This window comes from Dyadobacter ginsengisoli DSM 21015 (assembly GCF_059568735.1).
In genome coordinates this window covers 187,808-211,992 of the sequence record NZ_JCANTY010000011.1, presented here as the reverse complement: position 1 = coordinate 211,992, position 24,185 = coordinate 187,808, and the positions used below count along the sequence as shown (strand labels likewise).

Genomic DNA, 24,185 nt, shown 5'->3' with positions numbered 1-24,185 from the left:
TGTTTTTTGAATGTGAACAATCAGTATGAATGACTATTTGGAAACAGCTGTGTTATCGGCAGCTTCGGTGTTCAGCGAAGCTTCGAGGCGCTGCATTCTTTCCGCGAGTGCGGAGATTTTGGAAACATCGGCTTTCAGTGCGGCATTGTCGGCTTTGGAAACGGCAAGGGCCGCTTTCAGGTTTTCGATCATCTTCTGCTGTTCCTGGATGGCATTCACCAGCATATAGGGTAGTGCCTGGTTGTTGTACTGTCGGAGATCATTGAAACCTTCTGCTTTCGTTTTTGTAACCATGTAAGGAGCGATTGCCTCCATCTCCTGGGCTATGATACCGATCTGTTGCTCGTTTGATTTGAACGGTGCATTCGCATTGTAGTGGAATTTCACCGGATGAATTTTCATCACAGTTGCAAGGCCATCCTTGTAATCCGCATCGATCGTTTTCACACGTGCATCCGAGAAGATACCCCAGGTGCCTGAAAGGTTGTTGGTAGTACCGTTGACGCTAAGCTTGGCAGTGGGCGCGGCTGTTCCAATGCCAACAAAACTGCTGCTATCGATAACTATGGACGTTTCCTGGCCTGCGACAAAAATCATTCTTGTCTTCCTGTTTATACCGTCCCCCAGGTAGGTAGCCGAAATCAGGCCCATGTTGGTTTGAACACCATCTCTTCGGCCGCTGAAATATAAGTTACCCAGAATAGTTCCAGCCGTGATGTTCTCAGGTGCCGCGGCTGATCCACGGGTTGCACGCAATGAGACGGACGGAAGTGCGGTGCCGTAAGAGTCGATGATGAAATTGTCATTGTTTCCACCGCCTCCGCCGTCATTGATAATGTGAATCGCCGGATTGTCCAACACTTGCGAGGAGGAGATCCTTAATGCCCCTTCGTTCAAATGTAATTTGGTCTGAGGGGCGCTGGTGCCAATACCTATTCTGCCGTTGTTTTTCAGTGTAAACTGGCTTAGCGAGATACTGTCGCCGGCGTATGGATTTGCAGCAAGATAAAGAGCGCCAGCTGCACCGGCGCCACCGCTACTGGTAGACAAGGCTACATCATTTGCCATACCGCCTGAGTTGGCCAGGTTGCGGGCAATGCCGTGATAGCGGTTACCAAGTTGAAAGGTCATCCTGCCGACGTTGGTTGAACTTACCCGAACGCCTACTGCTCCGGTGTCGGCAACTGCTAGTTTAACTGCCGGTGCTGCTGTACCGACACCCACCATGCCATCCGCTGTCACACGCACCACCTCCGCATTGTTCGTGCGGATAGCCAGTGGCTGTTTGTCGGTGGTACCGATGAAGCTGGTCGCCGGGTTGATACCTGCATTACCCGTGGTATTCCAGCCGGCTACGGGAGTTGTTGACCAAAGTGGTACGAGCGGAGTTCCGATATTAGTCTGTACCTAATCAGTCGTCGTGTTGAAAATCAGGAGCCCCTTTGCAGGCATGGTGATGGCATTGCGCTGTGCGGTTGTCAGACGGGGTAGGAGCAAGCCTTTGTTGTTGCCGGCTCCGCCGGTTACTTCCAGTGTGGCGCTGGCGTCGGGGGCACCTGCGGCGCCAATTTTTACCTGTGCAAAACCGGGAGCTGCGACGAGCGCCAGGAAGCCCGCCAGGATGTAATGCTTTTTCATAAAAGTGTTTTTAAGTGATGGCCGAAATAGCTTTCACAAATGTCGATGCAGACTGGGAAGGAATTGTAGGACATATTTTTAATTATTTGTACAAACTTTTACTACATGAAAAATAATTATTCGCACACTATTTTGCTTTTAGTTCTAATCAAAGACGTATAGCTTGTTGGTGATTTACGCCCGGCCGGGCGCGACGACACCCTTATGAGAATTTTGCACCTGTCTTACCTGCTCAGTATCATTTGTTTATTGTCTTTATCACTACAAGCGCAGGATAACGGGTCCTGGACATTGACCCATTTCAATAGTGAAAATGGTTTGCCTCAGAACAGCGTAATAGGGGCGGAAATAGACAAGGATGGCTATTTGTGGCTAGCTACCCAGAGTGGGATTGCCCGCTACGACGGGCAACGTTTCCGGATTTATGATAACAATAATTCCACCTTGCTGCGAAACAGGTATCTGAGCTTTGGGAAAGATTGGAAAGGGAATGTCTTGTGCCTCGATGAAGATGGTAAGACCGCTTTTTATGACAACCAGACCGGCTTTTCGAAGCCACGAGCCATACCCGGCCTGGTGCGGACCACAAGCGGAGGAATGATCGACATTACCCATATCGACATGGCGCCGCTTGCCCGTTACACCGGCAAGTTCTCGTATATCCCCTCGGAAAACTGTCTCGACTTTCTGTATCACCCTGTCAGTAAAGGACGGGGGTTTATGGCGTGGCGATACAACATCGGTTATGTTTCAAATGGCCGACTGAAATGGACGCGCCTGCCGGAGATCGCCACGCCTCAGATCCTGGCTGTGGGTGCCGTCGGTGACAAGCTCTGCTTTGTCACCAGAAGCCGGGAAGCGGTGCTCGTCGACTCTAACGGGGTACACGTCCGCAAAAAAATTCCGGTCGCCTTTCCCCAAAACAAATCGCTTGTGAATTTGTCGTCCGTGAAGTTTTTCAAGCAGGAAAACCAAATGTTGCTAAATCTGGACGGCGACATTTTCGAAGTCAGGCTTGCTGGCAGTGAATTGAAATTTCGACACCTTATCAAGGTGAAAGACATCTTGTTCATCACCTGCATGCGCTATTATCCGGAGCAGGGGCTCCTGATTATCGGCTCTAATACACAGGGCCTGTTTATCTTTCGTAAACAAAACCTGGCAGCCGTGGGTGAAAATGAAGAGAACGGAGGGGCTTTCTACGGCCTGGCTCCTTACGGCGACGGCGGAATTTTTTCCCCGATCGGGACATTACCCGGAAGCCCGTCGGTGCCGGGGACGCGTGCCGCAGTCAACCGGCGAGCCGTATTGCGCGACCGTAACGGGCACTATTGGTACTCCCACTTGTTCACATTGCAGGAAACGGACGAGAAGATGCGGGTCCTTCGGAAAGTACCGCTCACGGAATGGCTGGCATGCGTTCAGGAGGATGAAACAGGAACGATCTGGATCAACCAGGGACCACGTAATTTTGGACGTGTGCAGGGGGAGAAGTTCGTGCCTTACGACTGCAAAAGCCTGTCAGGGAAATTTATAGAAAGTTTTATCCCACTCGGTAATCAGACCTTCTGGATTGTGGGCACTGGATTGTGCATGTGGTTGGACGTGAAGCACCGCCGGCAGCGCATTTACCACGAATTCGATAAGATCGAACTCAGCACCGTATATCGTGATAAACAAGGCAACCTGTGGATGGGAAGCTACGGACAGGGATATTTTTTGTTCCGAAATGGCCGCTTTATGAAGATGCCGGAAGACCGGGGGCACCATTTGAGAATCGTGCATTCCTTCCTGGAAGATCGCAATGGCTTTATCTGGATGACCACAAACAATGGTCTTTTTCAATGCGCCGTCCAAGATCTGTACGATTATGCTTCCGGCAAACCCGGGGAGATTTATCAGCATTACTACGGGAAGGAAAGCGGTCTGAAAACGACGGAATTCAACGGAGGTTGTACGCCGAGCGGCTTGCGGCTGGATAACGGCACCTTTGCGTTCCCTTCCATGAATGGCGTCGTGGTGTTCCATCCGGATAGCATTAAGCCCGTGCTTCCGGCAAACAAGATTTTTATTGAACAAGTATAGCTGGACGGAAAGCCGGCCAGCAGCCAGGCGCTTCTGCAAATAGCACCGTCTTTCAAAAGGCTGGAATTTACCGTCTCCTCGCCATATTTCGGGCATCCTAATAACTTCGATATCCGGTATAATGTTGAAGGGCTCGACGATCGCTGGTATCCGCTGGGTGAAAACAATCGCATTGTGCTGAACACGCTGAACCATGGCCGCTACAAGCTCCGGCTCAGGAAGGAAGCGGGCTTTGGTACAGGTAATTACGTCACCGCGGAGTTGCCTTTTACGGTCATGCCGTTTTTTTTCCAGATCTGGTGGTTTTTACCTGCTGGTAGTTGCTTTGATCATTGCTGCCATTGTGGTTATCATCAAAATGCGATACCGCTATCTTGTCCGCCAGCGCAACCGCCTCGAAGCAGAGGTACAGGACCGGACGCGCGAGCTCGCTTACCAAAGCAAACTGATGGAAAAGCTGACGGTATCGATCGCGCATGACCTGAAATCGCCATTATATTTCCTCTCAAAGGTTACAGGGCACTTGCGCGACAATGTGCAGCGGGAGAATTTCAACGGCATCGGCCGGACCAGCTCCGAAATCAAAAATACCGCCGATCAGGTGTACCAGTTTGTGGAAGAGTTTAACTTGTGGGCCTCGTCTTTTACAGAGGGTTTTTCGATAAACAAAACTTCGTTTCCGCTCGATGACCTCGTGCAGGAGTTGGGGTTGTTTTTCCGGGAAATGCTCGACGCGAACGGCAACAAACTGATATTTTCCGCGCATGCACATTACACGCTGGATACCGACCGCGAGCTTTTAAAAGTAATCCTGCGCAACATCATCGACAATGCCAACAAACACACGCAAGGCGGTAACATCACCATACTGCCAAGCGCGGAAACCGACGGGCAGGTCGCTATCACCATTGCCGACACCGGTGAGGGAATGAGCGAACCCATTCTGAAAAGAATCCATGACAGGATCGGCCAGGCTTCCACAGCCGCAGGCATCGAGCGGAACAGTCGGCTGGGCTACCAGATGATTATCGACTTTGCAACGCGTCTCGATACAAAGCTGGAAATACAGAGCGAACGGGGCGAAGGAACGTCTGTCAAGCTTTACATTCAGGGAAGAACCAACGGCGCAAACCTGTCACAGAATTTAGCTCAGCAAATCATAAGCGCCGGCTAATTGCGCCAGGTCCTTGTTGTCCTCAATACTGAGCTTTTCGAAGGCGCGCCGCTTGTGCGTGTGCGCGGTGGAGTATTGCACCCGCAGCATATCGCAAACCTCGTTGATGGAATATCCCTTTGCCAGGCAGATCACCACCTGGAATTCCCGTTGCGAGAGCTGGTCGAAAGGGTTAGCGGACGCGCCGTTGAGCACGCCCTGGACGATCGATTGCGACAGTCCTTCGCTGACATAGGTGCTGCCATTCAGTACTTTGGTAATCGCTTTGATCATTTCATCGTCCGGAGCTGTATTACTGATAAAGCCATTGGCCCCCAATTGCATGTAGCGTTTGCCATAGGTGTTCTCCGGGTTCTGAGATACAATAAGGATTTTAGTGTCCGGGTAAAAGCTCTGTATCCAATGCATCAATACCACAGAGTCAGTTGCCGGCATCTGAATATCGAGCAGTACAAGATCAAATGCCTTCTCTTTCAATTTCACCATCACGGTCTTTGCATCCCAGGCTTCGCTAATGTCTGTCTTCACGTCCATGCTGTCGAGCACCATACGGAGCCCGGATCGTATCAGGGAGTGGTCATCGGCAATGAGAATGTTTTTCATAGATGGAAATCCAAAAATACACTTTGCCGCCGGAAATCCGCCCCGTAACCTGACAATTTAATAGGCCCAATAGTCAGATCATGGCGTTTAGTCTGAAAGCTTTTTTTGTCGCCGATCACCCTCACAGCGTTTCGTGCTATCGTTTAATTTTGATATATATCTTTAAAAATCAAACAAAAACCATTAAAATGAGAACTGTAACACTCGGATGCCGGCAGCCTTCATGCAAAACTTGATTTGAAGCTGGTTGATACCATAATTTTCAAATCCGGGTGTGTGGTACATCATTACTTGAAACAATGACAGAAATTTGTAACAAGCGATGTATCGTCTGTTGGGCGTTTTTAAAGCTTAAAGGCGCAGACGGAAGAGGTTGCTTAGGACGGAAACCCATTTCCGGTACCGGACTCGTGTAGATTTTCTTTTTTAGTTTATGCCCTGATCAGGTAGGCATGTCGGAGATAGTACTAATTCAAATGTAAGTTATGCGGAAAATTGTAAACAGAGAGATACAGGAATACCTTTCAATTGTCGATGAATATTATTCATCAGAGGCGTTTCCTAATGATCAAAATCTTGATAGAGAGAAAGTGACTTCCTTGCTTTCGGAAAAGCTCAAGTCTGCCTGGCACGATGCTGATATGGCGGCGGATACTTGGAGCAATCTGGTGCTTGGTATTCGGAGTAAACCATGGGTCAAGTTTGCACGAAATTGGGAGAAAGCCTGTTCTCTCCATACCTACAAGTTGATTGTTGGCATCAGGCGGGATAACGGCGACTGGCCTTGTTCTGTGGTACTTTTTCTGAGTTTTATAGGCAAGCAGATAGGAATGCTTTATGTGGACATGTTGGCGGAGAACAATCATCGGCCATTCCATGAGCATTCCCGAACCCCAGGTAATTCGGTTCCTATACCCTTCGCGTCTTACTCACCTCTAAACAAGTCGCATGAGGAGCATTATATGGAAATTTTAGAAGAAGTAAATAGGTTCTTCCCGGAGTTTACATTTTTTGAAAATCGATTTGCCGATTACAAAGTTAAGGGGGTTCAAACTGAGGATGACTACTTTACAGACATCGACCTGTTTATGATTTTTTTTGAGAGAGGTTTGCCAGCTGGTGTTCCGACGTAGGATGTAGCCGCCAAATCGGGTGTTAGAAGCGCAGCCCGCAACTATTGCGAAACTGCGCTCAGTAAACAGCCGTTAAAAACTCAGATTTCTGATGCTGCAAGAACTGGGTAGTCCGTATAGCCTTTCTCTCCACCCCCAAACATGGTTGCCCGATCCGGCTCGTTAAGTTCGGCGTCGAGCTCAAAACGTTTAGGCAGATCCGGGTTGGCCAAAAACAAGCCTCCAAAAGAAATCAAATCGGCAATCCCCTTATCCAGTTCTGTCTCCCCGGTTTCTTTGTTGTATCCCGAATTGGCGATAAGTAATTGGGACACAAGTTTGCCAAATATTTCAATCTCATCGTCTGCCGGGTAATTTGCGGGTAGTGGAAACATGGTGCTGCGCTTCATTAATTCCACGAATGCGAAATCCATTTTGTTCAGTTCCTGGATCAGGTATGCAAATGTCGCAACGGGATCGTTTAACAGAATTCCTCCATAAGGGTGGAAGGGCGAAATTTTAATTCCGACTTTTTCACCGCCAACTGCGGTGATCAATTCCTTCATAATCTCCAAAGTGAAACGCGCGTTGTTTTCAATACTTCCGCCGTATTCATCGGTTCTGTGGTTGGCACTTTCAGCTAAGAACTGGTTAGGCAGATAGCCATTGGCTGCATGAAGTTCGACACCATCAAAACCGGCTTCGATTGCGTTGAGGGCTGCCTGCTTATAGTCCCGGACCACATCCTTTATTTCTTCGGTTGTCAATGCGCGGGGTGTTTCATAATCTTTTGGGCCTTGCGACGTAAAGTGCGGCATCCCGGTGATGGCAATGGCCGACGGTGCGGCTGGCAGAACGCCATTTCTGTCGGCGGAGTGGCCGACCCGGCCGGTATGCCATAGCTGAGCGAAGATAACGCCACCTTCTGCATGTACGGCCGTGGTTACCTTTTTCCATGCTTCCATTTGTTGTTGCGTGAAAAGGCCTGGCGTTAATGGGCTACCTAATGCATCGGGCGAGATGTTGATGGCTTCGGTTAGGATCAACCCTGCGCTCGCTCTTTGCACGTAGTACTCCACGGTCAGGTCACCAATGACCCCATTGACATCGGCTCTGCTGCGGGTCATAGCCGCCATTACCATTCTGTTCTTAAGTGTCAGGACACCCAAATTCACTTCCTCAAAAAGTTTCATTCTGTTGTTATTTATGTGCGATTTATTTCTGTCTGGCAGCCAGGAAATACATTTTCGCTGGCATGGAACAAAAATATTGCGGGTGTGTTATACTTTTGTTATCTGTTACATAAAGGATACCAGTTACAAAAAGGATATCATGGCAAAAAAACACGTTTGTATCACCGGAGACAGTGATCAATGCGCCAAGGCAAAAATGACGATTCACGATACCTTGGATGTCGTAGGGGGTAAATGGAAGCTGGTATTGATTTCAATACTAAGGGATGGGAAACGAAGATTTCGTGAGTTGTCCCGGGAGGCCGAAATCTCACCCAGGATTTTATCGAAAGAGTTGCAGGAGTTGGAAATGCATGGTTTGGTGACAAGAACTGTCTGTGACACGAAGCCTGTTACGGTTGAATACGCGCTTACTCCTTACAGCGATACGCTTTCAGAAGTGATCATTGCCATGCATAAATGGGGCAAGCAGCATCGCGAAAAAATTATTCAGTCAGAGTATTAACTTTATGAAAGCCGATCTTTTTATGAATCGAACCATGTTCCTGCTACTTTTTGCCCGATCATGACATTATCGCAGGCGGCATGTCTTCCCTCAATCATTTCAAGTGCGTCGGAGTAGCTGAACGTGACGCCAAAATTCTTTAGCTGTTCGACCGTAACCATTCTTTCGGGCATGTATAAGATATTTTCCAGGAGGGCACGACAACGTGGCCGCTGACTTTTAGATACTTGAATAAAGGACGAAGCCAATGAATTGGGAACCGACCCGGATGATCCTATTAGTTGATATGAATGTGAATAGCAGCAGAAAGCACGCGGAATTATTTCTAAAAGTCTTTAGATAAACGAATAGTTGATAATTAAATAGCTGATTTGCGAAATATTATAGACTAAATGGCTGTCCGATTTATCGGAGGCGACGTAACGTTAGTGACGAATTAGAGAGGAAAATCGTTAAGCTCGATGACCCTTTATCCGTCTTTCAATGCATCGACCGGATTTTGCAGCGCCGCCTTGCCCACCCTGACTCCAACGGTAAGTGAGGTAATCACTATGGCAGCCAAAATGGTTACCGCGATATCCATCCATGAAATTCGTATTCTGTAGCTGAAATCCTGGAGCCAGTTGTTCATCAGATACCAAACTACCGGTGAGGCTACAAGCACGGAAATCAGAACAAGCTTCAGAAAGCCGCTGGACACGAGCCGCATCAGCCGTAATACAGACGCACCCAGTACCTTTCGGATGCCTATTTCCCGCCTGCGCGTTAGAGTCTCAAAATGGGTAAGTCCGAACAGCCCTGCACCACAAATGAAAATAGCCAGACACATGGCATATCCGGTAATTCTCTTCCATTTTTTCTCGGTTGCATACTGCTTGCCAATTTCATCCTTAAGAAACGAAAACTGATAAAAATGGTCAGGAAAAGAATTTTTGAATGCTTTTCCTATTGCGGCAAGCGCCGTGGCAGTCTTTCCCTTTTGGACCTTTATCAGCAGATTCCCATTGTCCTTTAATTCAATGACCCTTGGCGGGATTTCATATTTCAAAGACTCGGTGTGAAAATCCCGGATGACTCCTATTACCGTTTTTGGCGCCTCACCTTCCAAATGAATGGTTTGGGCAAGAGGGTTTTCCCAACCCGTACGTTTCAAAAATGTCTCGTTAATGATTACTGAATTAGAATCCGCGTGTGAGTACTCCTCAAAATTGCGGCCAGACTTTATTTCTATTTCAAGTGTCGGAATATAATGCTGGTCAACAAACACACGTTCAGCGTTGAATTCACGGCCGTTGATTACCTGCTTACTATCTCCCCAGGAATTGAGCGAGCCACTGGAAATTTTGTCAATTGAAGGAGAAGATTTCAGCTCGTTTACAAAAAATGACCTTTCCACCCGATTGGCTCTTCCAAACGGTATCGGCACAAATACAATTTCCGTAGGATTGTAGCCGAGATTTTTCTGCGATATGAAATCCATTTGCCGGTAATAAACAATAACTGCAAATACCAAACCCATTGCAAGAGAAAACTGTAAAACAATCAGCGCCCTGCTGAAATAATTCTTCCCACTCCACTTCTGCTTACTTTGGAAAATATCTGCGAGATTAAATGCGGATAATTTGATAGCCGGATAGAGGCCAACGATCATTACGCACGCTGTAAGTATTACCAGTGCGCCTCCAAAAAGTTTTAGATCTTCGGGAAATGAAAGGTGAATATCCTTTTCGGTCAGCTGATTAAAGACCGGCAGGCCTAATGCCACCATCAACGATGAAAGAAGAAAAGAAATCCAACACACTATAATGGTTTCTGTTAAAAGGTGCCAAATTATCTGTCGCGAAGTCCCGCCGGCGATTTTGCGGACCCCGATTTCCTTCGATCTTTGCAAAAGTCCGGAAATGCTCAGATTAAGAAAGTTGACACAGGCCATAATCATGATCATAACCGCTATTCCACCCAGCATAAGCGAATACTCGAACAGGCTTTCATTCGTCAGCGCTGCATAACGGCTTCGCTTTGATCCGGCATCATTGCTGAATATATTCAAATGCATGTCTGCGAGTGGTTGCAAGCCAAACCTGATGTCGGATGCACGTATCTGTGCTTTCCTGATCTGCTTCTCTGCATCCCTGGTAAAAACATTGGCAAATTTGCCTTCAAGCCGTTCCAGGTTTGTGTTGGGATGCAGCAATACAAATGTGCTGAGATAGGGGTTCAGCCAGTCATCGTCATTAAACCATCGTTGCAAGAATTTAAAAGGAACTACCGCCTGGAATTTGAGCGAAGAGTTGGCCGGCAAATTCTTGGCGACGCCGGTTATCAAAAAAGTCTCGATCGTGGGTCCGTCCTCTAAACCAAGGGTTCTGCCGACAACGTCGGTCTCTCCAAAAAACTTCATCGCCATCTCCTCAGTGATGACTATCGAATTGATATCTTTAAGTGCTTGTGCCGCATTTCCCTGCAATAGTGGAAAGGAAAAAATCTCAAAAAAATGAGGGTCTGCATAGGTTACGCTCACCTTAAAGCCTCTTTTTTTGTGAACAATGATGTTATGGGTTTCGTCAAGCCACACCCTTACAAATTCAGTTACCTCGGGAATACTGGCCTTAAAAGCCGGCCCCTGGATCTGGCCCGTGGTTCCCAGGATCGTGTTGCCATTGTTGCGCATGTCTTTGGTAGTTATCCTGTAGATATGCTTCCCGTTTTCATGAAATGCGTCGAAAGTGCTCTCATCTTTTATAAACAATATGGCAAGCAGCACGCAGGTCATCCCGAGTGCCAGACCAACAATTTTAATGGAGGATGAGAATTTCCGTCTCCACAGATAGCGCATCGAAAAAGATAAGGAAGACCTGAACATGCAAAATTATTTAACAGTGCGATTGCATAATTTTAATGCCTTTTTTAATCGCCAAATTTATTGCCGAGCAGGTTGTTTCTGTCAATTCACTTGTAAAACCTTGTAAAGAAGATGTAAAAGATCGTTGGGAGGACATCAAAATCAAGCCCTTCGCTGTGTCCGAGCCACAGCAAAAAGGTAGATTATTTTTTTATATGCGGCTTGCATGCCTTGTTACCGGCAATAATAATTTACACTTGTTTTGGAACGTACAACTATTTCAGGGATAGGACACAATTGAAAAGCTGGACCTTACTTCAGGAATACGGGCATACCGGGATAGTCCTCCTTCTAGCTGGCATTGCCAGCTGTTTGATGAGTGACGTTATCTATAAAATATAAAAACACCGGCAATTGGTCGTGCTATTATCTGGCTACATTGGTTTGTTCGTTTACCTGCCATGTGATGAGGCGATTTGGCGTCCAATGGTACTTTTATTTGATGTGGGTCATGTAATGCTGCTTCCACACTTCAGTGTAAGTGTAGAAGCAGGCTAAATATGCGCGGGTGCAGATCGGAGTTTTCCGAGACTACTTTAGGTGTTCTTTAAAAAACGATTCCAATTTCTGAAAAGGGATAACTTCGGTTTTGTCGTACAGATCCACATGATTGGCACCCTTGACGTAGTACAGCTCTTTAGGTTGTGCTGCCCTTTGATAAGCATCTTCACTAAATTCTTTTGAATGCGCTTGGTCACCGGTGATGAAGAGCATCGGGCGTGGCGAAATGGTTTCTATATCGTTGAACGGATAAAAATTCAAAAATTTCACTTCCCCAACCAGTGTCCGATTTTGAGTTGTTTCCAAAGTTCTGCCTTTCGGTATATGTATGCCTCTTTCTGTCCGGTAAAAGTTATGGTACATTGCCGTAACAGGGTCGGCATCCTCGGGCAGTTCAACAGGCAGATAATTTCTAAATATTTGTTTTCCGGTTGTAAATTCTTCATAACGCTGTTCGGCGGCTTTGGCAATCATTTCTTTGCGCTTCTCAATTGTTTGCGACTTATTATAGCCATTGCGGGTTACTGACCCCATGTCATACATACTTACCGTTGCAATGGCCTTCATCCTTGGGTCAATTTTCGCGGCACTTATGACAAAGCTTCCGCTGCCACACACGCCGATGATTCCGATCTTGTCTTTATCGACAAATGGGCGTGTACCTAAGAAGTCAACTGCTGCATTGAAGCTTTCGGAAAACATGTCCGGTAGCACGGAATTTTTAGGCCGACCGTCACTTTCGCCCCAAAACGATAAGTCTATGGCCAATGTTATAAATCCGCGTCCCGCCATATTGGACGCGTAAACGTCCGAACTTTGCTCTTTCACCGCCCCCATCGGGTGTCCAACGATGATTGCCGGATGTTTCTTATTTCTCTCAAAATCTCTGGGAATAAATAGGTGTCCTGCGACATCCATCTCGTATTGGTTCCTGAACGTAACCCTGTATAGGTCTACGTCCGCACTTACTTTAAAAGTGGTAAAAACCTTTTGCGATAGTTGTTCCATCGTTTCTGATCCTGCTTGTTGTTTAGTTTGTCCGAAAGCATGTCCCAATGTGAGGAGAGAAACTGCGATTAAAATTTTCAACTTTTTCATTTTATAGTCCGCTTTGAATTGTATTAATGATTTTTGCAGGGACTCCTCCGACAATTGTGTTATCAGGCACGTCATTCGAAACTACCGCCCCGGATGCTACGATTGCATTTTCCCCGATTGTTACCCCTGGGAGAATGGTTGCGTTAGCTCCAATCCATGCATTTTTCTTGATGTGAATCTGTCCGACGGTCAGCGAGTGCCGGTTTTCAGGGGATACCGGGTGTCCTTCCGACAACAGGCTGACTTTCGGTGCTATCAGTACATTATCCTCGATGGTGATGCCTCCCAGATCCAAAAAGGTGCAGTCAAAATTTATGAAGACGTTTTGCCCAATTTTGGTGTGCTTTCCATAATTAATGTACAACGGTGTGAATACGGCAACACTTTCGTCGAGAGAGGCTCCGATGATTTGTCCTAGTAAATTGCGTACCTCTGAGGGGTCACACGAGTTATTCATCTGAACAAGAAGCCTATTTGTTGCGTAAGAAGCTTCTCTCAGCTTGTAGGCCTGGGGATCGGCGTGGGATATCGTTTCGCCTGAACGCAAACGCTCGAAAACGTCTGTTTTCTTTTCTTCCTTTTGCATTGTTTCTTCATTATTTGGTAATGCAAAAGTAAAAAGTATGCCGCTCGGCGACGTTGCGGACAGGCTCAATCTTCTTTACTGAGAGGCTCAATTACGGTATCATGCTATACTTCATTCGGTGGAATGCCATACTGTTTCTTAAAGGCTGTGGAGAAATGAGAGGGGTTTTTAAAGCCTACCTCCATGCATGCATCATGTATTTTCATCCCATCTTCTTTCAGTTTCACATATGCGGCCTCCAGCCGCCTTTTAATTAGCCATTTTTGCGGCGTAAGGTCGCTTAGTTTTTTAAAATCCCGCTTAAATGTGGCCAGGCTGCGACCGGTATAAGCAGCTATTTCCTCCATTGTAAGGTCGTCCATATAGTTTTTATTGAGAAACTCCAGTATGTCCACCTTCCACGGTTCGGTAAAGTCGAACAGTATAGGGAAAAATGCCTCTGAACTGTTTAGCAGGGCATATATTCCTTCTTGTAATTTCAAATGGGTGACTCCTTCGGTCGGCTTGACGTTTTCTTCGAAATAAGGTGTGAGCGACTGGAAAAGGCTGATGATGTCCGCGCGTGGCCTGACTACCAAGACATTTTCTTCCGGGATCGCAATGCCCGGGGGCAGGTTGTGTTTTTTGATCCTGCCATAAAACTCGCGCAACAGGGTACGATTAAACGTAAGCGATATGCCCTTGTATAAATCGTTCCCCTTGCTATTCTTATACATGGTGATGCGGTGGTCACGGCGAATAAAGGCACACTCCCCGGCGTTTATGGTTATGCGTTTATTCCTGTCTTCGATAATCTGTTCGCCGGAGTACAAATACAGCAAAACATGCTCCGGCGTTGCATGGATACATTTTTCACTATAATCCGAAAAGCATGAAAGGAAGATTCCTGAGTAGCTTAGGGTTTTTAATTCTTCTGCATGTGCCATTGTCATCGCCCGGTAAGTATCTGCAAATTTATAGCAAAGTTAAACATGTATCGCGGATGGAACCTCACAATGGGCTAGGGGATAAAAGGTCAATCGACGGAAAGTTAAACTCTCCTTCTGCGATGGCGACATCAAAGCAGCTGACGCCGGGGATTACCTCGTCCGGCAGCCAAATATGCAGAAAGCTTGGAAAATGTAATGGCAACACTGAATGAATGGGGCGGCAATCATCGAAAAAGGTTGATGCAAACAGGCACTGTTTCGGAAAGCCTCTGATTAAGCCCTGACACCGCACGGCAACCGAGAGGAAACGGCGGCCGTCATGCTCGCGCTGTTGCAATGCTTTCGCTATGTACAATTAATGCCGGGTCATCGAAGGGTTATCTGCCGAGAACTCTCTTTTAATTTTCTCCTTGTGCTGCTTACCCCAGTCGACAAGGTGCTCAACAACCTTTTCGAGCGTCTGACTGTACGGGGTCAACTCGTATTCGATCAACACCGGGTAACCAACAGAAACCTTTTTTACCAGGAGCCCATTGGATTCCAGTTCTTTCAATTCACTCGACAAGACCCGGCCCGATATTCCAGCAATTTGCCGCTGCAGTTCGCTGAATCTCTTGTTTCCCCTCGCGATAGAAATGATGATCCGCAGTTTCCATTTACCGCCAATGGCATACATCGCGTCCGCTACTGCGTTTAAAACAACATTACATTCTTCGCTGAATGCCTTGTCGGTCGCCTGACCTGTACTTCCCTTTTTCATAATGAGTACGAAATGGTTACGTGGTAACCTATTAGTAACAAGTAATAAAATGTAATCAAATATAGCATAGTTTTGCTTCCAACAAAGTGAAATATAGCAGTATGAAAAAAACAAGTTGGACATTCGATCAAGATTGGAATTCTAAATCGACCCGGTTGATAGATGAGCTGCTTTTGAGCATTTATTCTGTTATGCCTTCCACTGGCGCCTACCCGTTTACGATGCTTCGTGTTACCCAGGCTGACGTGAAAGATTTTGGGATTTCACCTGAACCTACCAGTTGTTTACAGATACTTGTTCTAAAAAGAACGGACTTTGATTATCCCGACTTTATAGATTATGTCACCCACACAAAAGAGTATAGCCATATCCGTTCGGAGGATCGGGAGGCTTTTTTAGACGATTACAAGCTTAGGGTTGCCGACGCATCTGCATTCAGCTTATGGAAAGATCAACTGACGAGCCTTGGTATCGGCATTATCCGACAGCTTGCCAGGCAAAAAGGGTTCTCACTGACGTCCGCATCGGTTGACTTAGCGGAGCTGGACGCGCATTTGGGGTTCCGGTCCCAGCATCTGGCGGCGCACCAGATCTTTAATGTTAGCCAGAATCAATAACTCAAACCATGCACCGGCATTACTTCGATGCCCTTACATTATTCATTCAAAGCAAACAAATGAACGTCACTCGAAGACAAAACGCTGATGAGAAAGCGCCAGTAATCAACAAATAGCAGCAAGATCAATTCGAAATGCCAAATCAAAAATTGCAACACCTAGGTCCACCGACTGGTCAGATTAGCGCGACGATGCGGACGCTGTCTGGTAAATGGAAACTGCAGACCATCATTTTTCAACTATTAAAAACAAATTATCATGACTCAGGACATTTTGAGTATCCAGAATGAATTAAGGGATTTAATCGACGCTTACGCTTACCTAGGTGATGAGCGAAGGATCTCAGAACAGATGCGCTTGTTTACCGAGGATGCTGTTTATCAGGCTTACATGGGCGAGTTTTTAGCCGCAAATGTGAATGGGACAGCTGATTTGGAAAAGGAGTTCAACGGGCACGCGGCACTTGTAAAAACCTATTTTACGATGAACGGACAGCATACTGTACAAGTCGGGGAAGATATGGCGACGGGTATTTCTTTTTCTCAGATCAAGATGATCAGGGAGCCGGAGGGTAAAAGAAACATCACCGATTATAGTGTCAGATACGAGGACAAATACGTGCACCAAAATGGAAAGTGGCTGATAAAGGAACGTATTGGTTACTTTGTCATAGTGGAAGAAAGGGCATTTGCATAAACAATGCCGCCGAATTTTTGCAGTCCCATTTTGGGTGGGGGTACGCTGTCACACGCTTTGCGTAAAGCAGGTGGTAGAAGTTCTGTCTGATTTAAATATCTCGTGTTACTCGATGAAAGACTTATTTATCCTCATTACATTTCTCGGCTTAATTACGGGTAACTGCTATTCTCAAAAAAGCAATCTGGATGTTACGGGCGAGTGGGTAGGCCAATTGCATCATCCTGGTGACGTATTTACCAAGGTCTGGGATGTAGAAGCCAAGTTTCATCAGACGGGAAACCAGGTAACCGGGTCTGTTAAATGCCCCAGAGGGGAAGTATTTGTAGAGAGCCTGCTGGATGGGGAGATCCTGGCAGATGTATTTCGGATGACGGTCTGGAATGTTATTGCAGAGTATAAACCGGCTCATCTAAGCGGCTACAACTGGTGCATGGGACGCCACGGGACATTAAAAGTGATCGAAAAAGGCCAGCTGTATGCGGTTTTGAAGAGCTATAATTGCCAGGATTGCCAGCTGATTTTAGCACGTAAAGGGAAAGCTATATCTGATTTGACCGCGGCAGACTTCAAGAAAAAATATCAGGAGAGCCCCAAACGTGGCAGGACGGTAGCCGAGGTAACTCAGGAAATGAGGAGAATGGAGGACGAGCTTTACGCAGACAGGAAATGGAATGATGAGTTTTTAGAAGAGCTGGCCAGGAGGGAAAATCTGTTTCAACAAAATTCTCAAATTAGGCTATCACCTGAAAAAACTAATGTAGTTGCACATCGAAATGATGAACGAACTAAAAAATCTCAGCCAAATGAAACGCCTACTTTAACCGAATCAATTCAGCAAACTGATAAGAATGAATAAATCTGAAAGGGGTAAAGGTGTTGTTCTAAGTGATGTAACTTTTGAAGAGCAGAAATCTGTAATTAATAAACAGTCATTTATGCAACTGAACGAACTCTACGAATTCATGTCAGCAAACCCTGCCGTTAAGATTCGTCTCGAAGGGCATACAGACAAGATTGGAAGCAAAATAAAAAATTTAGATTTATCAAAAGCACGGGCAAGCGCTGTAAAATCCTATTTGGTACAAAAAGGATTGCCGTCTCATCGAATTGTTGCGGTCGGATACGGCGATTCAAAGCCCATTTGCCAACCCAAATGTGATTCAAATCGCCGTGTTGAACTTATTTTAACAAGTGAATGACTTAACTTGATCCGTGGTCGTGATCCCGCCTTTTATTGCTATTTGCCGGTGTTTAACCGTGTTGTTGTAATTGATTAATAATCAGATATTTGAATGTTATTTCTATCGCAAAACTTAATGCCTTTTGGTTAGCCTTTGTAACTGCTGTTTGTAAAAACGCTTGTAAATTTCAGTCGGAAACAGAGATGGAACAACCGACAGTCAACGTAAATGCGGTTTTTTTTACAAAACTTCCGGTGAAATTGTTTTTCAGGGATTACGGTTATCAGCGATAAACTTCTTTTTTCAAAACACCCATTGTCTCTTTAAAAATACCATTGACCTTTTTCATCGCCTTCTTTACCTTGGCCTGCGACTTTGCGGGGTTCCGGATCATGTCGAGCACCGCCGGTGTGATCCGGGCGACGTCGTCGGGGGTGTCCAGGTCGAACAGCCAGTCACCCAGTCCCACATCCTGCCACATAAAGCCCTTGCTGGTTTGTTCCTTGAAGCGGCACACGATCGCGGGTATCCCGTTGGCGACGCACATGATCGGAGAATGCATTTCAATACCAAAAAGCCCGGCCGAGCGGATGTAGGTACTGATGGCCTCGTCGGTGAGCCAGTAGGTGCTGCGCCACACCACTTTCTCCTTTACATCGTCTGGCAGCGGGTCGTACAGCATCTCTTTCCCTATCCGCACCTGCGTTTCATTTTCGGGGACGATCAGGACTTTTTTAGATGTCTGCCGCACCACTGCGATAATCGCCTCGCGGATCGGTTTGTTGTCCTGCTCCTTCATTTTGTCATTATAAGCTTCCTTGGCTTTATCGACCGCGCGATTCTTGCTTTTGAGCTCCCACCAGGGTGAGAAACGGTATTGCGGGATCACGCATACAAATTCCCCGTCCTGCAAATTATGTTCTTTTAAAAATGCGATCGCAGGGGTATCGTTGCGCAGGTCTACCGCGAAAGCACCGTCAGGTGAGAATCCGGTCACCTTGCAGGTCAGTCCGTTGGCTTTGGCAAAATCATAGGAAACCGAGTCGCGGAAATAGCAGAACCGCGCCTGGTTCATGATCTTAATGTCCAGCGGGGCAAACTTCGCGGCTTGATCCTGAAATACATAACTGCCGGGAAATGTAATGCCATAAATACCGTAAGGTTTGCCGGTTTCCTTCTGCCACAAGTGTAGGTCATTACGGGCCACCAGCGAGGGACCCGATCCGTGTAGCATAAAATCACCTTCTTTCAGGGCTTTCTGCCGGTCTTGTTCTGTTTTAAGGATTTTTACGTTGGGAAATCTTTTGACCAGCATTTCTTCCACGCCGTCACCCACATCCGATGGCCATAGCCGTACTTCGGCCTGCGGGATATATTTTTCCAAAAGGGTCAGCACGCCGGGAGTATGACCTATGTCCCCGATATTGACCGTTTGCCAGGAAGAGCGGAGGATAATCACTTTGGCCTTAGCGGCGGAGGCACTTTCCAGTGCGCCCAGCACCAGGCCCATCAGCAGGGGCGTATCTTTTAGAAATTTTCGTCGATTCATCATTGCATTGGTGAGTTTTGGATTAGGGTCGCGGCCAGTACAGGTAGTCGCTTGAATGTGCCGGCACTTCTTTCCAGAGTGATGGATTTACGCGGGCGAATTCGGTACCGGGCAAAGCCCTTGCGGCCAATTGGTAGATTTCGAGCGGGCCACGGCCCAGTGGCTGCCCCTTTGCGATGTTCTTCCACGGCCATTCCTTCGCATAAGTTACATAAGGATACAAAAATGAAAAGGCGATCCGGAGGCTTTTTTCGTCCGTGCTCTGGAAATTCCACAGATCTTCGCCGATCAAATCTGCGCAGCGGGCCAGATAGGTGAACGCCTGCAAGCCATAAATCGAGTAGTGCAGTGAGCGTTCGCGCTTGTATTCGCGGGGCATGCTGCCGTCAGGCTGCATTTGCTGGGCGATCTGTTTTTTAGCCAGCTCGATCATCGGTTTGGACTGCTCTAACTCGCCGTTATAAATGGAGAATGCGGCTACCTGGGCAGCATACCAGCTGCCGTGATTGTTACCTGCCTTTGCTTCCACTTTACCCAGGTCGCTTTCGAGTAACCAGTCGCGATAACCGGCAAACCATTTTTTCAATGCATTATTGTCGTCGGGCGACCAGCTTTTTGACAGCGCCAGTATCTTGACGTGGTCCACCATCCGGATAAGCGCCACGCTGAAAATGATGCCGATCGGCATACCGTCGTATACACCGGGCAGCGCCGAAGCATTGTTCAGGTTGGGGTTCATCCGGGTGTCGGGGTCGAGAAACCACACCCGCAGAAGTTCAGCCGCTTTTTTTGCATACTTCTCATCCTGTGTATAAAACCAGGCTAGCGACAGGACATTCACCCGGGATAGCGTAGTATTATACCGGTGCAGGTCATACCGGTCTCCATCGGCTTCCGGGTTGGTGACGCCGTCTTTGCGGATGTAGGGCAGACCATTCGGTGTGTTGGGGTTTGGGAATGCAAGCTTTCCGATCGCGTAAAAATCATGGGGATTGCCCGAAGGTGGCGTGTCGCCGTCCACTACTTTAAGCGGTTTTTCGTTCAGGATCCTATTCGCGTTGTCGATCAGCTTTTTTCGTGGAATTTCAATGTCGGCGCCTTTGTCGCGCACCGTTTTCAAGGCTTCAAAATCAATGGAAACCAGGGGTGTCTCGGGTTTCTGAGCCACTGTTTTTAATGTTGTAAAACAGAGCAGTGCGATCCGCAGTATCGTCAGTGTTTTCATGGTTGGTAAGTGAGCGTGACCTTCCCTCCTTTATTTTTTTCTTTTAAAACAATGGCCAGGCGCGTGTAAGGCGTACCGCCTTCGCTGATTTCCTCCTGCGTGGCATCGTATTTCAGCCCGCCGGAATCAACGGTAAGTGTAACCTGGCTTCCGCCGAGTGCGAGCAGCCATTTTCCGGGCGAAACATGTGTGACTTTGGCACGTGTAATGCAAGCCGTCTGGAAATCTTCAGGCTGTGAAAATTCAAAAACATCTTCCACCGTCAGCGCGCCTGGTGAAGAGCGGTTGTAAATAAAATGTCTTTCGAGTTTTGAAAGGGCAGGAACGTCGTAGGCAGAAGCCAGATCCAGTACCAGCTTATCCTGCCGCTCGCTGAACTCCGAACGCACTACTTTCGCCTGTGCCTCGGGGCCCACCTTTTGCTGCTGCCTCGCCACCAGCGGCACAGGGTGACCGTAGGATGCGATCGACTTGTAAGTATACCGGAACTCGGCCTGGAAAATATTAGCGGTGTAAGGAATGCTGCCCGGGTCGCCCGCCATAATCTCTTTCCCCAGAACAACCGAGTAAGAGCCTACATCATTGTGGTTATGGTGCTCGGCATTGTTGCCACCTTTCAGCACGGCCGCCAACGTATGTTCCGATTGTGGCCGCACCACCAGTATACCCGATTTGTCAAAAAAAGAACGGAGCGGGTGCTTTTTTTTAATAAGCTCTTTTTTAACCGCATTTCTGGCACCGATCGAATTGGGGAAAACCATAAAAATGTCCATACGGTTGTTATTCACCCGGCCGGTGAGGTTGATATGCTCGTAGGCGGACAGTCCCAAGTTCAGGCTGCGGCTGAGATAGTTCATCAGGCTCGAATCGGGAGCGCTCCCGGTTTTGCTATCCGAAATAGCCGGAAAAACACCATTGATGACTTCCAGCCGGGGAATGTATTGTGCGATCTCACGAACTTTCGGGATATTGAAAAGATCGATCTGCCCCCGGGTGGCCTGCCATAAGTTTTCGCGGAGCATCGCATAATGCCCAAATCCGTAATTGAAATAGGTCACGCCCTCGGAGCAATAACCATCATCCCCAAAACCGGCCAACGTATTTTTCGAGTATTCCTCGCCGATCCAGGCGTACAATGCACGCTCTTTTTTGTCCGGGATCACGGTCAGTGCGGCGCCTATTACTCCCGAAAGACATACCGCATTCCAGTTGTTGGTACCCACCAGCCAGCTGTGGTACTGGATATCCTGCTTTTCGAAGATCCTTTTTAATGGGTCAAAAACCCGCACATATAATGCCTGTGCTGCCTCTTTGCGGAGTTCGGGATCCAGTTTGTCGCCCAGCAAAAACAAGGTTTGGGCGATGGTGTGAGCATACAAAGCGGAGGTGAGATCGATTGTGTACTGTTTGCCATTGTAGTTGATAAAGTCATAATCGATACGCGGCGAAACCCAGGATTTTTGCCGGATGATGTCGCGCAGACCTGCTTCTGTTTGTTTAAGATATTTTCCTTTGTATTCCAGACATTCCGCGATCGTGACCATTGCCAATCCTTTCGCTCGGTTCCGCATCATGGTAAGGCCTTTGCCGGACGAAGATGCGGTGCCGTCGGAAAGGGAAAAGTAGTCGGACTTACTGAATTCGGGGAATGCGAATGTTTCCATTTCTTTCAAAAATGCATCATATCCGCCCGATTGGCGTAGTTTGTCCCAGGTCTGCCGGTTCTTTGCCGGTTCCCCGAATCCCGAGGGTTGGTCAGTCAGCTTGGCGGCAATTTCCGTCACGCGCTTCTGATCGACCGGGTGCAGGGGAATTGCCTGATGTTGTGCGAAGCAAACCCCGGCTATTGCCAAAAAAGCCACGGCAGTGAGCCAGCAGGTGCATTTGAATTTTAATCTGAATAACATATTTTTCATGGGTTGACGACCGGTGAATATTGAACGGATATCGTGGCCGTTTTGACCGGGGATTTGAGCCGCACTGCCAGCCGCGTGTACGGTTCCCCTTTTTCTTCGCTGATCTCTTCGTTTTGTATATCGAAAGGAAGTCCCTTTGTGTCAATAGTAATCTGGACATTCTCGGCCCCACTGGTCAACAGAATACCGTTTTTTCTGTTTTTTTGCCACTTGCTCCGGGTAATTACGGGCGTTTCAAAACGCTGGGGCGTATCGAAAACCACATTGTCGGTCACAGTTAGCTGGTTATTTTTCCCGCGGGTATAGAAAAATTCGCGTTTAAGCGATTGGAGTGCGGGCACTCCGTAGGCAGAAGTCAGGTCCATGACCATCACATCTTTTTCATTGGAGAACTTCGTTGAAATGATTTGAGCATGTGCCACTTTGCCGGTACGCTGCTGTGTTTCTGCTGGCAGCGGTACCGGATGACCATAAGAAGCAAGTGACTTGTAAGTATACCGCTGGTCGCTAAAAGTTTTGGCTGTGTAAGGAATGGCGCCAGGGTCGCCCATCATGATTTCGGTGCCGCAGGCGATGGTATAGGAGCCCACGTCATTGTGATTATGGTGCTCGTTATTGCGCCCGCCTTTGAAAACCGCCCCCAGCCCGTGAGGAACTTTTTCCCCCGGCCTGACCGTGAGGATGCCGGCCGCATCAAAATAGGAACGCAAGCGGCTACCGCTTTCAGCAGTTTTATTACCTGACGATTTTGCAGATGCCGTATTCGGGAATTCATACATCACGTCGGCTACCAGATCAATGGTGGTAGGTTCGGATTTGATCTGATCGTACCCGTCGGCATCGAGGCCAAGGTTTCTGGTAGCATACCAGACGATGTTCCGGGATGGTTTCGAGCCTGCCTTGCAGTCGGCGATCGCAGGGTAAGTATCATTCATGATCTCCGAATTGACCGGAAAAGCTGCGATCCTGGCCATTTTGGGATTAGCAAAAAGATCGATCTGCCCTCTGGTGGCCTGATAGGCGATCTCGCGTAAAGTAATAAATCTCCCGAAGCCGTAATTGTAATAGCTGATCCCTTCTGTGCAGTATCCGTCGCTCAGAAATCCCGCGACAAAATTCTGCTGGTAGCGTTCGGCAATGGTAAGGAACTTGGCTCGTTCTTTTTTGTCGGGCAGGATGGTCAGCGCTGTACCGGCGATACCCGAAAGGCATACGGCATTCCAGTTGTTGGTGCTTTTCAGCCAGCCATGATCTGCGTTTTTACCTTCAAGAGTTGCCAGAATCGGCTCAAACATTCGTTTTTGGATCGTTTCGGCGATCTTTTCCCGGGTTTTTGCGCTCAGCTTGTCGTTCAGTAAATACATCGCCTGCGCGATGTTCTGCGCGTACTGGGCACAGGCCAGTTCCACCAGACTCTGGTGGTTTTTTTTCAGATAATTCCTTGGATTGACCCAGGTTTTTTGTTCCAAAATACCCGCAAGCACCTCCTCAATTTTAGGGACATAAACACCCTTGTTTTCCAGGCATTCGGCCCAGGTCAGCTTGATCAGCCAGCGCAGACGTTCGCCGAGAAGATCTTTCCCGGCCTGCGAGTCGCCGTGGGTGAACATGCGCATGTAGGTGGCTTCGTCGAAAGCAGGGAAAGGTTTGCCGAGATACGCATTCGCCTCCCTGAGCACTTTATTAAAACGTCCGCTTCGTGCGAGTTGCTCCCACGTCTGACGGTTCTGGTAAGGTTCTCCAAACCCGCGCGGCACATCGGGCAGCATGGCCGCGATCTGGTCCACACGGGTCATGTCAAGAGGCGCTACCGTCACTACGGGGGTAGTGTAGTCCTCTTCGGCAGTCTGTGCCATTGCGCCCGAACAAAGGCATACCATCAGCAATATTTTTTTCATAGGTTCAGGAATAT

General features: G+C 47.7%; 24 protein-coding genes. 10 read left to right on the top strand and 14 right to left on the bottom strand.

The window, feature by feature from the left end:
• Positions 1 to 33: 33 nt before the first annotated feature.
• The gene (locus BP71_RS33220) at positions 34 to 1,131 is read right to left on the bottom strand and encodes a tail fiber domain-containing protein (RefSeq protein WP_496385961.1); all 1,098 of its coding nucleotides are present in this window, start codon (positions 1,129 to 1,131) and stop codon (positions 34 to 36) included.
• 10 nt (positions 1,132 to 1,141) lie between these two features.
• Here BP71_RS33220 and BP71_RS33215 point away from each other — a divergent pair, with 10 nt between their 5' ends.
• The gene (locus BP71_RS33215) at positions 1,142 to 1,411 is read left to right on the top strand and encodes a hypothetical protein (RefSeq protein ID WP_496385960.1); all 270 of its coding nucleotides are present in this window, start codon (positions 1,142 to 1,144) and stop codon (positions 1,409 to 1,411) included.
• Here the strand turns inward: BP71_RS33215 and BP71_RS33210 are convergent.
• Positions 1,408 to 1,638, bottom strand: a complete 231-nt coding sequence (locus tag BP71_RS33210; RefSeq protein ID WP_496385959.1) for a phage tail-like protein — start codon at positions 1,636 to 1,638, stop codon at positions 1,408 to 1,410. The two genes, BP71_RS33215 and BP71_RS33210, sit on opposite strands and share 4 nt — an antisense overlap.
• Positions 1,639 to 1,842: 204 nt before the next feature.
• On the opposite strand from BP71_RS33210, the gene BP71_RS33205 reads away from it, so the two are divergent.
• The 3 genes from BP71_RS33205 to BP71_RS33195 are packed head-to-tail and all read left to right on the top strand — an operon-like array spanning position 1,843 to position 4,897.
• Positions 1,843 to 3,723, top strand: a complete 1,881-nt coding sequence (locus BP71_RS33205; RefSeq protein WP_496385958.1) for a ligand-binding sensor domain-containing protein — start codon at positions 1,843 to 1,845, stop codon at positions 3,721 to 3,723.
• Positions 3,724 to 4,203 (top strand): triple tyrosine motif-containing protein, encoded by a 480-nt coding sequence (locus BP71_RS33200; RefSeq protein WP_496386060.1) that lies wholly within the window; start codon positions 3,724 to 3,726, stop codon positions 4,201 to 4,203. It abuts the gene before it with no gap.
• Complete coding sequence (locus BP71_RS33195; protein ID WP_496386059.1) at positions 4,172 to 4,897, top strand: sensor histidine kinase; 726 nt, start codon at positions 4,172 to 4,174, stop codon at positions 4,895 to 4,897. Before BP71_RS33200 ends, BP71_RS33195 begins: the two co-directional genes overlap by 32 nt.
• Here BP71_RS33195 and BP71_RS33190 read toward each other — a convergent pair.
• On the bottom strand, positions 4,868 to 5,500 hold the full coding sequence (locus BP71_RS33190) for a response regulator (RefSeq protein ID WP_496385957.1): 633 nt from the start codon (positions 5,498 to 5,500) through the stop codon (positions 4,868 to 4,870). The two genes, BP71_RS33195 and BP71_RS33190, sit on opposite strands and share 30 nt — an antisense overlap.
• 485 nt (positions 5,501 to 5,985) lie before the next feature.
• On the opposite strand from BP71_RS33190, the gene BP71_RS33185 reads away from it, so the two are divergent.
• Positions 5,986 to 6,633 (top strand): hypothetical protein, encoded by a 648-nt coding sequence (locus tag BP71_RS33185; RefSeq protein ID WP_496385956.1) that lies wholly within the window; start codon positions 5,986 to 5,988, stop codon positions 6,631 to 6,633.
• An 80-nt stretch (positions 6,634 to 6,713) separates the two neighbouring features.
• Here the strand turns inward: BP71_RS33185 and BP71_RS33180 are convergent, their stop codons facing one another.
• Positions 6,714 to 7,805, bottom strand: a complete 1,092-nt coding sequence (locus BP71_RS33180) for an alkene reductase (RefSeq protein ID WP_496385955.1) — start codon at positions 7,803 to 7,805, stop codon at positions 6,714 to 6,716.
• 139 nt (positions 7,806 to 7,944) lie between these two features.
• Here BP71_RS33180 and BP71_RS33175 point away from each other — a divergent pair, with 139 nt between their 5' ends.
• Positions 7,945 to 8,310, top strand: a complete 366-nt coding sequence (locus tag BP71_RS33175; RefSeq protein ID WP_496385954.1) for a winged helix-turn-helix transcriptional regulator — start codon at positions 7,945 to 7,947, stop codon at positions 8,308 to 8,310.
• A gap of 20 nt (positions 8,311 to 8,330) precedes the next feature.
• Here BP71_RS33175 and BP71_RS33170 read toward each other — a convergent pair whose 3' ends face one another.
• The 6 genes from BP71_RS33170 to BP71_RS33145 form a co-directional block, all read right to left on the bottom strand.
• Positions 8,331 to 8,483 (bottom strand): hypothetical protein, encoded by a 153-nt coding sequence (locus BP71_RS33170; protein ID WP_496385953.1) that lies wholly within the window; start codon positions 8,481 to 8,483, stop codon positions 8,331 to 8,333.
• Between the two features lie 296 nt (positions 8,484 to 8,779).
• Positions 8,780 to 11,173, bottom strand: coding sequence for an ABC transporter permease (locus BP71_RS33165; protein ID WP_496385952.1), 2,394 nt, complete (start codon positions 11,171 to 11,173; stop codon positions 8,780 to 8,782).
• 570 nt (positions 11,174 to 11,743) lie between these two features.
• On the bottom strand, positions 11,744 to 12,811 hold the full coding sequence (locus BP71_RS33160; RefSeq protein WP_496385951.1) for an alpha/beta hydrolase: 1,068 nt from the start codon (positions 12,809 to 12,811) through the stop codon (positions 11,744 to 11,746).
• A gap of 1 nt (position 12,812) precedes the next feature.
• Complete coding sequence (locus BP71_RS33155; RefSeq protein ID WP_496385950.1) at positions 12,813 to 13,397, bottom strand: sugar O-acetyltransferase; 585 nt, start codon at positions 13,395 to 13,397, stop codon at positions 12,813 to 12,815.
• A 104-nt stretch (positions 13,398 to 13,501) separates the two neighbouring features.
• The gene (locus BP71_RS33150; RefSeq protein WP_496385949.1) at positions 13,502 to 14,323 is read right to left on the bottom strand and encodes a helix-turn-helix domain-containing protein; all 822 of its coding nucleotides are present in this window, start codon (positions 14,321 to 14,323) and stop codon (positions 13,502 to 13,504) included.
• A 358-nt stretch (positions 14,324 to 14,681) separates the two neighbouring features.
• Positions 14,682 to 15,086: a winged helix-turn-helix transcriptional regulator gene (locus BP71_RS33145; RefSeq protein ID WP_496385947.1), complete on the bottom strand. Its 405-nt coding sequence runs from the start codon at positions 15,084 to 15,086 to the stop codon at positions 14,682 to 14,684.
• 101 nt (positions 15,087 to 15,187) lie between these two features.
• Here BP71_RS33145 and BP71_RS33140 point away from each other — a divergent pair, with 101 nt between their 5' ends.
• The 4 genes from BP71_RS33140 (at position 15,188) to BP71_RS33125 (ending at position 17,601) form a co-directional block, all read left to right on the top strand.
• On the top strand, positions 15,188 to 15,703 hold the full coding sequence (locus tag BP71_RS33140) for a hypothetical protein (protein WP_496385945.1): 516 nt from the start codon (positions 15,188 to 15,190) through the stop codon (positions 15,701 to 15,703).
• Positions 15,704 to 15,961: 258 nt separating this feature from the next.
• Positions 15,962 to 16,399 (top strand): nuclear transport factor 2 family protein, encoded by a 438-nt coding sequence (locus BP71_RS33135; RefSeq protein ID WP_496385944.1) that lies wholly within the window; start codon positions 15,962 to 15,964, stop codon positions 16,397 to 16,399.
• A gap of 112 nt (positions 16,400 to 16,511) precedes the next feature.
• Positions 16,512 to 17,258: a hypothetical protein gene (locus BP71_RS33130; protein WP_496385943.1), complete on the top strand. Its 747-nt coding sequence runs from the start codon at positions 16,512 to 16,514 to the stop codon at positions 17,256 to 17,258.
• The gene (locus BP71_RS33125; RefSeq protein ID WP_496385942.1) at positions 17,251 to 17,601 is read left to right on the top strand and encodes an OmpA family protein; all 351 of its coding nucleotides are present in this window, start codon (positions 17,251 to 17,253) and stop codon (positions 17,599 to 17,601) included. The genes BP71_RS33130 and BP71_RS33125 overlap by 8 nt, the downstream gene beginning before the upstream one ends.
• A gap of 265 nt (positions 17,602 to 17,866) precedes the next feature.
• On the opposite strand, the gene BP71_RS33120 is transcribed toward BP71_RS33125, so the two are convergent.
• From BP71_RS33120 to BP71_RS33105, 4 genes are read right to left on the bottom strand one after another with little or no spacing between them, the layout of a single operon-like run.
• The gene (locus tag BP71_RS33120; protein ID WP_496385941.1) at positions 17,867 to 19,132 is read right to left on the bottom strand and encodes a polysaccharide pyruvyl transferase family protein; all 1,266 of its coding nucleotides are present in this window, start codon (positions 19,130 to 19,132) and stop codon (positions 17,867 to 17,869) included.
• Positions 19,133 to 19,154: 22 nt separating this feature from the next.
• Complete coding sequence (locus BP71_RS33115) at positions 19,155 to 20,357, bottom strand: alginate lyase family protein (RefSeq protein ID WP_496385940.1); 1,203 nt, start codon at positions 20,355 to 20,357, stop codon at positions 19,155 to 19,157.
• Positions 20,354 to 22,264, bottom strand: coding sequence for a hypothetical protein (locus BP71_RS33110; protein WP_496385939.1), 1,911 nt, complete (start codon positions 22,262 to 22,264; stop codon positions 20,354 to 20,356). Before BP71_RS33110 ends, BP71_RS33115 begins: the two co-directional genes overlap by 4 nt.
• Before the next feature lie 5 nt (positions 22,265 to 22,269).
• Entirely contained in the window at positions 22,270 to 24,171 is a 1,902-nt protein-coding gene (locus BP71_RS33105) for a hypothetical protein (protein WP_496385938.1), read from the bottom strand.
• Positions 24,172 to 24,185 lie beyond the last annotated feature (14 nt).

What these genes read in the sequence shown, in the direction of transcription:
- BP71_RS33220 (WP_496385961.1), bottom strand. Translation starts at nt 1,131, where the DNA reads ATGACCTTTCAACTTGGTAACCGCTATCACGGCATTGCCCGCAACCTG.
- BP71_RS33210 (WP_496385959.1), bottom strand. Translation starts at nt 1,638, where the DNA reads ATGAAAAAGCATTACATCCTGGCGGGCTTCCTGGCGCTCGTCGCAGCT.
- BP71_RS33205 (WP_496385958.1), top strand. Translation starts at nt 1,843, where the DNA reads ATGAGAATTTTGCACCTGTCTTACCTGCTCAGTATCATTTGTTTATTG.
- BP71_RS33195 (WP_496386059.1), top strand. Translation starts at nt 4,172, where the DNA reads ATGGAAAAGCTGACGGTATCGATCGCGCATGACCTGAAATCGCCATTA.
- BP71_RS33190 (WP_496385957.1), bottom strand. Translation starts at nt 5,500, where the DNA reads ATGAAAAACATTCTCATTGCCGATGACCACTCCCTGATACGATCCGGG.
- BP71_RS33185 (WP_496385956.1), top strand. Translation starts at nt 5,986, where the DNA reads ATGCGGAAAATTGTAAACAGAGAGATACAGGAATACCTTTCAATTGTC.
- BP71_RS33180 (WP_496385955.1), bottom strand. Translation starts at nt 7,805, where the DNA reads ATGAAACTTTTTGAGGAAGTGAATTTGGGTGTCCTGACACTTAAGAAC.
- BP71_RS33175 (WP_496385954.1), top strand. Translation starts at nt 7,945, where the DNA reads ATGGCAAAAAAACACGTTTGTATCACCGGAGACAGTGATCAATGCGCC.
- BP71_RS33170 (WP_496385953.1), bottom strand. Translation starts at nt 8,483, where the DNA reads ATGCCCGAAAGAATGGTTACGGTCGAACAGCTAAAGAATTTTGGCGTC.
- BP71_RS33165 (WP_496385952.1), bottom strand. Translation starts at nt 11,173, where the DNA reads ATGTTCAGGTCTTCCTTATCTTTTTCGATGCGCTATCTGTGGAGACGG.
- BP71_RS33160 (WP_496385951.1), bottom strand. Translation starts at nt 12,811, where the DNA reads ATGAAAAAGTTGAAAATTTTAATCGCAGTTTCTCTCCTCACATTGGGA.
- BP71_RS33155 (WP_496385950.1), bottom strand. Translation starts at nt 13,397, where the DNA reads ATGCAAAAGGAAGAAAAGAAAACAGACGTTTTCGAGCGTTTGCGTTCA.
- BP71_RS33150 (WP_496385949.1), bottom strand. Translation starts at nt 14,323, where the DNA reads ATGGCACATGCAGAAGAATTAAAAACCCTAAGCTACTCAGGAATCTTC.
- BP71_RS33145 (WP_496385947.1), bottom strand. Translation starts at nt 15,086, where the DNA reads ATGAAAAAGGGAAGTACAGGTCAGGCGACCGACAAGGCATTCAGCGAA.
- BP71_RS33140 (WP_496385945.1), top strand. Translation starts at nt 15,188, where the DNA reads ATGAAAAAAACAAGTTGGACATTCGATCAAGATTGGAATTCTAAATCG.
- BP71_RS33135 (WP_496385944.1), top strand. Translation starts at nt 15,962, where the DNA reads ATGACTCAGGACATTTTGAGTATCCAGAATGAATTAAGGGATTTAATC.
- BP71_RS33130 (WP_496385943.1), top strand. Translation starts at nt 16,512, where the DNA reads ATGAAAGACTTATTTATCCTCATTACATTTCTCGGCTTAATTACGGGT.
- BP71_RS33125 (WP_496385942.1), top strand. Translation starts at nt 17,251, where the DNA reads ATGAATAAATCTGAAAGGGGTAAAGGTGTTGTTCTAAGTGATGTAACT.
- BP71_RS33120 (WP_496385941.1), bottom strand. Translation starts at nt 19,132, where the DNA reads ATGAATCGACGAAAATTTCTAAAAGATACGCCCCTGCTGATGGGCCTG.
- BP71_RS33115 (WP_496385940.1), bottom strand. Translation starts at nt 20,357, where the DNA reads ATGAAAACACTGACGATACTGCGGATCGCACTGCTCTGTTTTACAACA.
- BP71_RS33110 (WP_496385939.1), bottom strand. Translation starts at nt 22,264, where the DNA reads ATGTTATTCAGATTAAAATTCAAATGCACCTGCTGGCTCACTGCCGTG.
- BP71_RS33105 (WP_496385938.1), bottom strand. Translation starts at nt 24,171, where the DNA reads ATGAAAAAAATATTGCTGATGGTATGCCTTTGTTCGGGCGCAATGGCA.